Below are 11,985 nucleotides of genomic sequence, written 5' to 3' on the forward strand. Positions count from 1 at the left end.
CACGATCCGTTTAAGCATTGGCAGTCAACGTCGCCGACGCCCAGAGTTTCATAAATGGAATACGATTTGAGCGCAAGCGGAGCAAGGCCAGTTATGACCAAAAACTCTCAGGAAGCGAACATGCAGTCATCCGCAATATTGTCACGTACGCAAATTGCTTTGGCTTCCTTGCGCCATTACCCCAGATTATTGCTGCCTATTGCTTTGGGGATTGCCGCAGCCACGGCCACCATTGTCGGTGCCTTGCTGGTTGGAGATAGCTTGCGAGGGTCCCTGCGATTTTTGGCGTTAGATCGCATTGGCCGAATCGAACAACTATTGCTAGCGCCCACTTTTTTTGACCGCGAAGCGATCGAGCGCTTAAATCCAGCCGATATTGATGACTCTTTATCGGACGCTATTCCGGTAATCTTGTTTGCCAATACGAGTTTGGAGTTTCGCAGCCAAGGGCAAGTGCGTCGAACCAGCGGCGTGTTGACGCTTGGGATTTCCGACAGTTTCTGGACGTTGGGCGATGACCTCTCAGCTCCCCCGCTGGAGATTGACCAAGTCATCTTGAATGAAGCGGTCGCGATGGAACTCAATGTCCAGATCGGCGATACGTTAGTGTTGCAAGTTCCCGCTCCGGCTGCAGTACCCGCGGATAACCCGCTGGGCAAACGCGATAGCGAATCGATCGCAATTGCCAATCTGCAGTTGGTCGCGATCTTGCCCAGCAAAAGTTTAGCGAGATTGGATCTGCAAAGTAACCAACGATCATCGCTCAATGCCTTTGTGGCGGCGAGCACGATTCAAAGGGCGCTGTCGCGGCCGGATCAATTCAATGCCGCTGTCATCTCGCGGTCGCTGGCTGAGCCTGCGGAAAAGCTGGACTTTGAAGAAGCCCACGCGGTGGCGGCGAAAATTTTAGCGCAGTCGCAGTTTACGCTAAAGGATCTAGGGTTTCACTTGGATCGTCATCGAGCGGTTGTGCCTTCCAGCACCGATGCTCCAACCGTAACCCCAGCGACTCAACAGGACGTCGTCTTTGACTACTATCAACTCAGCAGCGACCGCCTGATCATTCAAGCAGCGGCCCAACAAGCGGTGATGAAGGATTTGGGCACGGCCAGCGCGTTGCCTCTTTTTGCTTACTTGGCGAATGGCATTCAATCGGCATCCAAGCCTGACAGTCCTGTCATTCCCTATAGCACGATCGTTGGCTTGGAACCCAAGGCGGTGGGCCCGAATCGTGCGTTGTGGCAGTGGAATACCAATGCGCTGGATGCCAGCGGATTACAGGCTGACGAATGCTTGATCAACTCATGGCTAGCCGATTATGGCAAATTGGAAGTCGGCGATACGCTCCAGATCGAATACTTCCAAAGTGAGAATGAAGACGGTAAAGAGGTCGAACGTTCTGCCGAATTTAAAGTGGCTGGGATAGTTCCTATTACAGCACCGTCTCGTAGTTTTCGGCGCAACCGGCCAGCGGAGTTTGACCAGCCGCCGACGGTTTTCAACGATCCGGCCATGACGCCGTCAGTTGCGGGCATTACCGACCAAGAATCGATCTCGCAGTGGGAGACACCCTTTCCTTTAACGCGGAGCGTCAATCAGGATGACGATGATTATTGGAACGATTACCGCCTGACACCCAAGTTGCTGATTACGTTGGATAGGGCGCAAGCTTTATTTGGTTCACGGTTTGGGCAAATCAGCAGTGTGCGGATCTCGGCTGCAGACTTCCCTGATCAAACTGAATTGGAGGCACGGCTAGCGGCGGCATTACAAAAGGTTGCACCGGAGTTAGGCTGGCAAGTTTTACCACTTCGGGCACAGCAATTGAAAGCGTCTAGTGGTTCCACTCCATTTGATGGTTTGTTCCTAGCGCTAAGCTTTTTCGTCATTCTCGCCTCGTTGATGTTGATCTTTTTGCTAGTGCGACTGTGCGTCGAAACGCGAGCCAATCATTGGGGGATCTTAAAAGCCAGCGGTTGGTCTCCCATTCAGGTACGGCGATTGATTTTAGTGGAAGCGTTCCCGGTAATTGTGTTGGGGGTAACGCTAGGGATTCCCATCGGGTTTGTTTTTTGCAGAGCGGTTTTAGCGCTGTTACAAGGCCAGTGGGTGGGGGCCATTGGTGTTCCCTTTTTAGAGTTTCATTGGACGCTTCGTACCTTGATCATTGGCGCGATGGTAGGAGGAATATCAGCGATCGCGACGATTTGGATTTCGCTGTTGTATCTCTCCAAGCGATCGATTGTCCATTTGTTGCGAGGTAATTTGTCTAGCGAAACGATGACGCGTGGAACAGGCAGTTGGATACGACGTTCGGTGATCATGGCTTGTGTGGTGGCCATGGTCGCGTTGCCAGTTGTGGCGTATCAGTTGCAGGGGCCAGCCAAAGCGGGTGCATTTTTGGGAGCAGGCTTCTGCGCTTTGATCGGATTGTTGATGGCCTTTTACGATGGGTTCGTCGTCAGCAGTCATCGAAGCAACAGGGCGACGGACGTTGAGCATGCGCATGCGTTATCGTTGCCCAGTTTGACGGTCAGTTCGCTTCGTCGCAATCGCTTGCGCAGCATTTTGGCCGTCAGCCTGATCGCGGTCGCTTCGTTTCTGCTTCTATCGGTCAGTCTATTTCATGTGGAGCCTGATGCCCGAGGGACCGGCGAGTTTACTCTGATGGCACGCAGTGATTTGCCGATCATACGCGACTTGAATGATCCTTTGGTGCGTCGCAATGCGGTGGGGCAAGCGGAGGCGGATTTGTTGTCGGAAGTGAAGATCGTGTCGATGCGTTTGCGGGGGGGCGATGATGCAGGCTGCAGCAACTTGTATCAGGCCAATCAACCTCAAGTCTTGGGAGTGAACGCTGCGATTGCGGCGATTGATTTTGCACCGGATGCGGCCGCCAATGGCGGTTCGCGTTTTGCTTGGGCTGGCCAAACGAAGTTGGGCAGCACGCAATCGATCTGGACCATGTTGGAAGCATCAGCGGCTGGAACCTTAGACTCGCCGATACCAGTCGTGGTCGATCAGAATACGGCCATGTGGGGGCTGCACTTAAAGTCGTCTGTCGGCGAAGTCTTTGCGTATGAGTATGATGGGAACACGATCTATTTTCAGACGATCGGTTTGTTGCAGAACACCATTTTGCAAGGCTATTTAATCATCGGCGAATCCAATTTCAAAGCGGCTTTTCCTGAAATTGTCGGCAACCGGTTCTTCTTGATTCAAGCTTCGGAGCAGCAAGCCGCAGACGTCAGCGCGTTAATCGAACGTGGCTGGGCCAATGAAGGGATTGACGTTGTGGAAAGCAAGAACGTTTTGTCTCAACTGTTAGCAGTTCAGAATACTTATTTGTCAGCGTTTCAGTCCTTAGGAACCTTGGGTTTGATCTTGGGAACTTTGGGGCTAGCGGTAATTCAAATCCGTTCCGTGGTGGAACGTCGAAGCGAGTTTGGGTTGTTGCGTGCAATGGGGTTTAGTTCCAGTCGAATCTCGCGCATCTTACTGGCTGAGCATCTGGTGCTGCTGCTTAGCGGTGCCACGATTGGGATGGGAGCTGCTTTGCTGGCGGTCGCTTTTGCGGCAATGAGTCGACAGGCAACCGGTGGAATTGCGATGCCAGTGATCATGTTGATGGTGGTGATCATCGTCGGCACGCTTTCGGGACTATTGGCTGTGCGTCGCGCTATCGCTGTTCCGGTGCTTGATGCGTTGAGGTCTCAGTAAGATGAAGGGAACTATGGACGCGTTGCCAAACGATGTTGCATTGCCAAGCAGATTTTCGATGTGGGATTTGCTGCGGCACAAGCCCTTGCGCCGGGACCTGTCGAAGCTACGTTGGAAGGTCTTGCAGCAGGGGCAACCGGTAGAGCTCCACTGGGCAGATTTGTGTCGATTGTGGCAGAGGGATTATCCGGCGCTTGTTGGCCAGTTGCAGGCAGATGCGCCCCAGCGGGTGTTGAGCAAACTTGCGCAGATGGATGATCCCATTGATGGCACGACCAAATGGTTGCTGAAGACCGAAGATGGGCATGCGATTGAAGCAGTCTTCTTGCCCTCGTCTCGTTCGCGGCGAGCGACAGCTTGTATTTCCAGTCAAGTTGGCTGTGGAGTGAAGTGCTCGTTTTGTGCGACAGGGACACTTGGGATGGTCAGGAATCTTTCGGCCGCCGAGATCTTGGAGCAATTGTTAGTTGTGCGGGAAGAAGCTTACCGGCGCAACTATACTTTGCGAAACGTCGTATTCATGGGTATGGGAGAGCCGCTGCATAACTGGTCCAATGTGCAGTCGGCGATTTCTTTTATGCTTCGGGATGATGGCTTCTACTTTTCACCGGCGCACGTCTGTGTTTCGACGGCAGGGGTGGTTGGTAAAATGCTGGAATGCGCCAGGGCGTTTCCAACGCTTCGAATTGCGATCAGCCTGCACACTTGCGACCCTGAGGTGAGGCGACGGATTGTGCCGCGAGGAGTGGGCAGTTTGTCACAGATTCGAGAGGCGATTGTACAACTGAATCACGAGTTTCCCAATCGTACTTTGTGGTTGGAAGTCGTTATGCTTCAAGGCGTCACCGACCGCGATAGCGATATTGATCAGTTGATCGACTTTTGTCGTGGTTTGACAATCGAGATCAACTTGATTCCTTACAACACCATTGCAGATCCTGGGGAAGCGGCATTGGGATCGCTCCGTCGCAGCGAGCGGGTATGGGACATTGCGCAGCGACTTCGTCGTGAAGGTTTCTTTACCACCATTCGATATTCCGGTGGGCAGAATATCGCGGCCGCTTGTGGTCAGTTAGTCGCCAATCGGTAAGTTGGAAATCGCCTGAGTGATTTCGGAATTGGGGCAGGGTGCTGCAGTAGTGGGGGCCTTTTGGTACACTGGAGCGTTGGGCATTTTCTAGAATTCAACAACAGGGTGACTTCATGGGTAAAACTACAATTTCGACAATGTCGATGTGGCTGGTCGGCTTAGCCGCAGGACTCGTTAGCTTGACCGTAGTCAGTGCAGAGGAAGGCAAGGGCTTGTTCAATGGCAAGGATCTTTCCGGATGGCAAGGACGCAGCGACTTGTGGTCCGTGGAAGATGGGGCTATTACTGGTCGCACCAAGGAGGAGGCTCCAATCCAGCAGAACACGTTTCTGATCAGCGAACATGAAGTCGCTAACTTCGATCTCACGTTTGAGTATCGTATCGAGCGCGGGAACTCGGGCGTTCAGTATCGCAGTCAAGTGAAAGACAAAGAATTGTTTGTCGTTGGCGGTTATCAAGCCGACATCGATTCGCAACCACGGTACTCGGGCATTAACTATGAAGAGCAAGGACGCGGCATTCTGGCCGATCGAGGTCAAATTGCGATGATCCAAGGCGGCAAGCCGGAGGTCATTGGCATTTGCGGAGATGCTGAGAAGCTGCAAGAGAACGTCCGCAGCGAAGAATGGAATACTTATCGCATCGTCGCACTGGACGGCCATCTTCGTCACTTTATCAATGGCGTGTTGATGAGCGAAGTCATCGATTTGAGCGAGCAGGCGAAATCGTCCGGTGTTTTAGCCTTGCAATTGCACAAAGGTCCGCCGATGGTCGTGCAGTTCCGAAACTTTGTTTTGGTCGAGCATAAGTAGTCTTCTTGAGGTTTTGGTCGGGGGATTATGGCACGCGGCGGTTGCTGTCGCAGGCAATCGCGAGCGAATCAAGTCAAGTTACAGGCCGCAGTTCAGCCGCAACTTGATTGGATTGTCTCTGTTCAGATGTGCTGTAATTCCCTATTCTTATTGCCATTGAGAGTGTCTTGAAATTCCGGAACACATCCAGCAAGCCGACATGGGCCAGTTTCTCTTTTACTACCAGCGACCAGAGCCATCGACATGGGTCTACATGTCGTCGTTTTTGGTGGTCGGCATCTACTTCATGTTTCATCGGTTTTGGAGCGTTCGGAATCTGGACGTTTTGTTGCTGCTGCTGCTGACGCCAGGTTTGATACTGATCCATGAATCGTATCGGATGGCAGGTAGTCCCACCGAACCGGTAAGCAATGCGGCTGCAAAACAAGCCATGGTGGATTTGGCCCAGTACGTGGCATCCCAAAGCCAGAGCGATGGCAGCTTGACCGGCGATACGGCTTCCGCGGCGGGGGATCTTGAAGCGGGAGTTGGGGCTGAGAAGGGTTTTCAGTGGACTGCGCGCAAGGTTCGTTTGTTTGGGTATATCTGGTTGCTATCGGTATGTGGGTTATGGCTAGCGCGCATGTTGGTAGACACGACGTTTTTTCGACGTCCTCTGTTGGATCCCAACTTATCCCAAGGTGGTTTAGTCTTTATTGGGTTAAGCCTGTTCACTTTCTTGACCGCCAACGTGTTGAATAGTCCGCCTGCGCAGATCAAATCGACTCAATTGAATCGCGGGCCTGGGTTCGATCCTTTGAAGGCGTTGCCGGATATCGCTACGACACGTCAATCATCGTTGGACGGTCAAAAGCAAGCCAGTGCAGGTTCGCCAGAGGGGAATGCCGCCAGTCGGATGAAACAAGCGCGATTGGCGACGTTGTCACGAGTGCTGCTGACCATAGCCAATTCGGTTCTGATTCTCGGCATGGTGGGCGTTGGCTATTGGCATTTCAGCGACTTGAAATCAGGAGTAGGGGCAGCCGTTCTGTATTTGCTGCTGCCGTACACAGCTCAGATGATTGGCAGGGTCGAGCATGCGATTCCCGGTTCCCTGTTGGTGTTAGCAGTGCTTCTCTACCGGCGGCCGTTGTTGGCGGGAGCCGCCCTTGGGCTGGCTGGCGGCTTAGTGTTCTATCCGTTGTTCCTATTGCCCTTGTGGTTGAGCTTCTATTGGCAGCGTGGCCAGAAGCGATTTATTGTCGGTGTCGTATCTGCCTTGCTAGGCCTAGTGATCGCGCTAGCCTGTATCTATCAACGCGATTTCTTGGTCCAATTGCGGCAGATGTTCGGCACCATTGAATTCAAGCTAACGGACTTGGACGGAATCTGGGGGCTAGGAGTGCACCCGTATGTTCGTATTCCAGTGGTTGTTGCATTTGTGGCTTTAGCGTTTTCATTTGCCTTTTGGCCAGCTCAAAAAAGCCTCGCCACGCTGTTGAATTGTTCGGCCGCGGTGATGGTCGCGGCGCAGTTTAGTTACGCCTACGGTGGGGGCTTGCTGATGGCTTGGTATCTTCCACTGGTTTTGCTGACTGTGTTTCGCCCCAATTTGGATGACTTAGTTGCCTCGCAAGCGGTTCGGCGATTCAGATGGTCGCGACGGAAAGAGCCGCCACGTCGCGTTGCCCAACCGCAAATTGAGTCGATATGAAGCGATTGCTCTGGCTGTTAGTTGGCATTTGCGGTTTGGCATTGCTGGCCCTGGTGCTATGGTATCCAAGGGAGATTCGCGGCGTCGAATTCTGCCCTCAAACATTTGAGCAACGAGCGTTTGTGTTCTATCAGAACGCTTTTGGCAGCCAGAATATGAACCGCGACCCGGCTGTGCCCGTGGTTGGATCCGCGGTCACACAGTATCTCACAAGTGTTGACTTCACTCAGTCCCCAAAGCGTTGGGATCTTGTTAGCGGATCATCGATCGATCGGAAGTTTGGCGACGCACAAGTTTTATTCGGCTATCTCACTGCACAGCATACAAGCAGCAATTGGAGTTTAGAGGATTGGACCAAACAGCAACCGGAGTTAGCTGCCGAACTCTGGCCGCAGGTACAAGCCTTGGCGGTTCACAATCTTTACTTTGCCATACCGGAACTCATCGAGTTCGCGTTAGCTGAGCCCAGTGTTAGCGATCTCAAGGACTATGCCCAGCGTCGTTTAACCTCAGCGGCGATGGAGCGTCTGCGTTACTTGACTGCCCATGCAACGGATGATGACCACTTGATTGAACTTGGTCGGCTCCACCAGTACCTTACCGTTCAGCAAAACCAGCAAGCGGAGGTTTCTGATCTTCAGCAGCAAGAAGAGCTTAGCGAGCTATTAGCGAATGCAGCGAGCATGGTGGCGGATTTAAAGGATGAACGACTCTCCAATGAGGATACTCCTTAAAACGCCCACTTAGAGCCACGATGGCAGTGCGGGTGCAATATGGCTTGGGATGCGCCGCCGGAGACAGCGAACTATGTTAGTATTCGCGGCGTTCTTGTCTCGCCATTTTTCTTTCAAGATGATCTGCCATCAGACCTGCGCTGCCACCCATGAGCCACAGCACATGGAAACCATAGTCTTGGGGCATCCATACAGTGAATTGGATAAAGGCCAGTCCAATAAAAGCGCTTGCCAAACCAGCGCATAACCATTTCAAGTCGATGGGGCAGTGGCTGGAAAGTTTAAAGTAGTTAAAACAGGCGCACGCCAATGCGGCGATCCAACATGCAACTCCCAGGTATCCGAATCGAAGCGTCAGCAACAAAAACTCATTGTCGACCGCCCATAATCCTCGCAGCGTTTTCATATCATTGCTGCCTCCCATCGGGACCGTTGGGGGGAACGTCGATGTGCGATTTGTCCCATATCCAAATAAACCGGCTTTTCGGACTGCGGTACCGTAAAAACTCCATAGATGGAGTCGTACCGTTGCAGAAGAAAGCTCGACGTTCTCTCCATCCACTAGGATGGTCGCACGCTTTGTCTCCAAGGACTCACCAGCCATCTGGTGCATGAGATTGACCAGTTGCGTTTGAAATACAAACGCGGCGACAAGTGTACCAATGCTGATGGCAGCAATAGGAAGGCGAGTCTTTGGGACAAGTACGAAAGGCAGACCTATGGCAAGAATCGCGATTGCCAAGACAGGCGCCCGCGACAGTGTACTTAGAATCCCAGCGACTGCGATCAACGTTCCAAGAAACCAGATCGGATTGCGATCTTCTTGGAGTTTCGACATAGCCACCTGAACTGTCCAAGGCAGCATCATTATCAATAGGGTTCCAAAATAAATCGGGTTCTCTGTCTGGCCTGCGGACCGACGATAGCCCCAACGCATTCCGAATCGTTTGCTCAATGACTCATCAAAGCTGAAGATTTCGTGATACAGATTGATAGAGCTTACCGATTCAATGATTCCAATAGTGGCGAGTGCAAGACAAACATAGAACGCAGGCCATTGCAGTACGCGGAGGCTTGGAAAACTAGCGAGAGACAATCTGCCTAGCACATACGCAACGAACCATTCACCATAAATCTGAGCGAGGATCTCCAGGCTCGGCCCGCTATTGATTAAATCGGAGACGAAATGCACCACTACCAGTGCCATCATGACATAATCCAAAGGGATGAGCTTAGTGCGGAACTTGGCCTTCGGATGTAAGCAGTAATAGCCCAACGCCATGATGCCACTGGCGACACATAAGTTGAGCCCATTGCCAAAGAGTTCTAGCTGAATCCAGAAGGGCATCAACAAGGCAGTCAGGCTGGTGATGGCCAGTGCCATGTGAGGACCGTATTTGCGTCCGGATGCCAGAAGCACCAACAGCAGGATAATGAGGCAGGAGATCCAGGTCAGCAAGGTTTCGATTTACAAAAAACTTAGAAAGGTATGTGCGGCTATATTCAGCCCGCTGTCGGTTCCATATTGGTCAGGAAAGCTGGTCAATGTCAACAGCGCCCGCTTTAAACAGACCAATTGATCGGAAGTTAGATAGTATCCGCCGCAAATTCGTTGAGAATGGCTTGCTGCTAGCACCTCATCGAAGGACAATAGGTAGGCTTGGTGTTCGTTGCGTAATTACCGCTCGTGACTTGTTTTCTCATCATCCAAGCGGCGATTTTGAGAGCAGAACTTCTACAGAGGCTGTTTTGAAGCTTTTATTGTCTTTTGTCGTGCTTTTGGGATTGGCCGGGGCAGGCTTCTATTGGCTGCCTCAAATGCGAAAGGATTCATGGAAGGAAACTCGTGTTACTAGCACGGAGTCTTCAACGTCCGCTCGGCCGGTTGCAGAAGAATCTGATATCAATTCCGAGATGGAAAAAGATATCAGCGAGTACGATATTCGTCGCGACCAGCGAAAGTTGAAATCGATTCCGAATACACCTGCAGCATTAGAGGCTGCGTATCGAAAACGAAGAAACGACACCTGCGAAGAGCTGCCTGCTGGAGAACCAATGGAGTTTCTCCAATACACTATTTCGTTGACACCACGCGATCGACATAAGACTGCAGATCGACTTTTTCCAGCTACGCGTCGCGAGTTCTTGACGGTTGGTTTGACCATGCTACCTAGCGACGAAAAGAAGTTGCCGGTGTTGAGTCGCCCGGTCATTACCGGTTTCTTGGCAGACCATTACTTAAGTTTGCAGGCCCGAATCACGAAAGATCCGGTGACTTCCGAGTGGATACTTAACTATCGACCGATAGCCGCCGTCGGACGTTTCAACGGCTTGCCGCTGACGCAATCGTGGGTGGAAGCGGTTTCTAACACCGTGCAGGATATCTGTGGTTTAGGGATGGTCGATGGGGGCGAAGATGCCGCCAGTCAAACAGCCGTATTGTTGTTTAGGTCCACTTGGTTGGATCAAGAAATCGGCCGGCCCGAGTTTCGGCATGAACTGGGTTTCTTGCAAGCACAAGCCCGCAAGAAACGTTCAGATAGCGGTGAAGACGAATTTGATCTGCATCTAGTCATCACCTCCGATCAACGGCAAGTTTGGCACTACATCTCACCAACAGATTTGCAGTCGCCACGCTCATTAAAGGCGTGCGGCATAGTAGGGACTATTCGATTTGATGAGTTTATGAGCGATGGGTTACAACCCAAACGGGCAGTCACACGCAGGATGGAGACCAAGTCCAATCGCAGGTTTGATGTTTCTGAAATTGAAAGTTACTTGACGGCCTCGCAAGTAAGCGGAGGCTGGAGCAACAATATTAGCTTGGTGCTGGACGGTATCATCCAGTCGAAGATCTCGCCGCCGTAGCAGGCGCTTACCCGCAGCGGTTAGAATACCCGCAGCGGTTAGAATCAAGCCGCCTGAGCTAGGTCGTTGGTGGATTGCGATTGTACCGATTCTAACGGTTTGGTTCAGCACGCATCTGTTTTTCGAAGTTCGCTCTGTGACGATTCTACCGTTTCCATGGAGTCTATTCCTGTACATGTCCGCATAGCTCCGTGTTTTCAAAACGCTGCAGAGAGCCAAAGCCGATACCGAAATCGACTACCGATTCACACGGGCAGGCTAGCTGATCGGATGCGCGACGCTTGGTCGAGTCCGAAGCTGGCAAGGATTTTGCTGGACTTAAGCCGGAACTGCTGAATTTGGCAGGCTACAGGGAAGTGGCTATATGTTGAAAAAGATTTCGTCGTTGGTGCTGGTAAGCTGTGCTTGTTTTAACGGGTGCGCTACCGTGGCTGACTACCATTACTCGTATACCAACAAAGTGCGCGCTTGGACGGCGTGGAGATCTGCTAAGAGTTGCATCGCCGAAGATAAGATCACTCGCGATTTCGCGAAAGGTTACCGGGCTGGTTACGAGGATGTCTCGCAGGGTGGCAATGGTGCTCCTCCACCGGTCGCTCCTAAAGAATATTGGGGACCTTCCTTTGGCGATGTCAGTGGACGATGTTCGGTGAATCAGTGGTACGAAGGCTTCTCCTTCGGCGCAATGGACGCGTTAAGAGATTGTCGCAATCGACAGTACAGCGTCCCATCATGCTATCAAGGAACAGATGGAGCTGTTTGTCTGGGCGATACATGCGGACTGGAGAACAACCAGATCCTACAACCCAAGCGGTCATCGCATTTACCGTCGGATCAATATTTCGTGCCCTCGCCTTCAGATGCTCCCCAGTTTGAGCAACCTGAGCATTTGCCCCAAGCCGATTTGCCCTCAGCGAACATCCCGCCTGTCGCCGAGCCAATTCAATCTAACTCCGATCTGGACGGTATCCAGCCACCCACGCTGCCGGAGCAGCAGGCTGGAGAATGGCTCCAACCCGAGACCCTTCAGGTTCCCTTCGCCCATTGAGCCTTTGTCTAGGGAAACCA

Annotated in this window: 8 protein-coding genes; 7 read left to right on the top strand and 1 reads right to left on the bottom strand. The window is 52.2% G+C overall.

Annotated elements, in window-relative coordinates; all coding sequences use genetic code 11:
- Positions 1-93 precede the first annotated feature (93 nt).
- From SH302x_RS01740 to SH302x_RS01760, 5 genes are all read left to right on the top strand, one after another.
- Complete coding sequence (locus SH302x_RS01740; RefSeq protein ID WP_479366845.1) at positions 94-3,720, top strand: ABC transporter permease; 3,627 nt, start codon at positions 94-96, stop codon at positions 3,718-3,720.
- 13 nt (positions 3,721-3,733) lie between these two features.
- Positions 3,734-4,810, top strand: coding sequence for a radical SAM protein (locus SH302x_RS01745; protein WP_479366846.1), 1,077 nt, complete (start codon positions 3,734-3,736; stop codon positions 4,808-4,810).
- Between the two features lie 113 nt (positions 4,811-4,923).
- Positions 4,924-5,622 (top strand): 3-keto-disaccharide hydrolase, encoded by a 699-nt coding sequence (locus SH302x_RS01750; RefSeq protein ID WP_479366848.1) that lies wholly within the window; start codon positions 4,924-4,926, stop codon positions 5,620-5,622.
- A 199-nt stretch (positions 5,623-5,821) separates the two neighbouring features.
- Positions 5,822-7,315 (top strand): hypothetical protein, encoded by a 1,494-nt coding sequence (locus SH302x_RS01755; protein ID WP_479366849.1) that lies wholly within the window; start codon positions 5,822-5,824, stop codon positions 7,313-7,315.
- Positions 7,312-8,049, top strand: a complete 738-nt coding sequence (locus SH302x_RS01760; RefSeq protein WP_479366850.1) for a hypothetical protein — start codon at positions 7,312-7,314, stop codon at positions 8,047-8,049. Before SH302x_RS01755 ends, SH302x_RS01760 begins: the two co-directional genes overlap by 4 nt.
- Positions 8,050-8,125: 76 nt before the next feature.
- Here SH302x_RS01760 and SH302x_RS01765 read toward each other — a convergent pair whose 3' ends face one another.
- On the bottom strand, positions 8,126-9,433 hold the full coding sequence (locus SH302x_RS01765; protein ID WP_479366851.1) for an O-antigen ligase family protein: 1,308 nt from the start codon (positions 9,431-9,433) through the stop codon (positions 8,126-8,128).
- A gap of 365 nt (positions 9,434-9,798) precedes the next feature.
- Here SH302x_RS01765 and SH302x_RS01770 point away from each other — a divergent pair, with 365 nt between their 5' ends.
- Both SH302x_RS01770 and SH302x_RS01775 read left to right on the top strand, forming a co-directional pair.
- A complete protein-coding gene (locus SH302x_RS01770; RefSeq protein WP_479366852.1) occupies positions 9,799-10,917 on the top strand; it encodes a hypothetical protein in 1,119 nt (372 codons plus the stop codon).
- Positions 10,918-11,281: 364 nt separating this feature from the next.
- Entirely contained in the window at positions 11,282-11,965 is a 684-nt protein-coding gene (locus tag SH302x_RS01775; protein WP_479366854.1) for a M14 family metallopeptidase, read from the top strand.
- Positions 11,966-11,985: the final 20 nt, after the last annotated feature.

This window comes from Njordella calcicola, assembly GCF_056494125.1.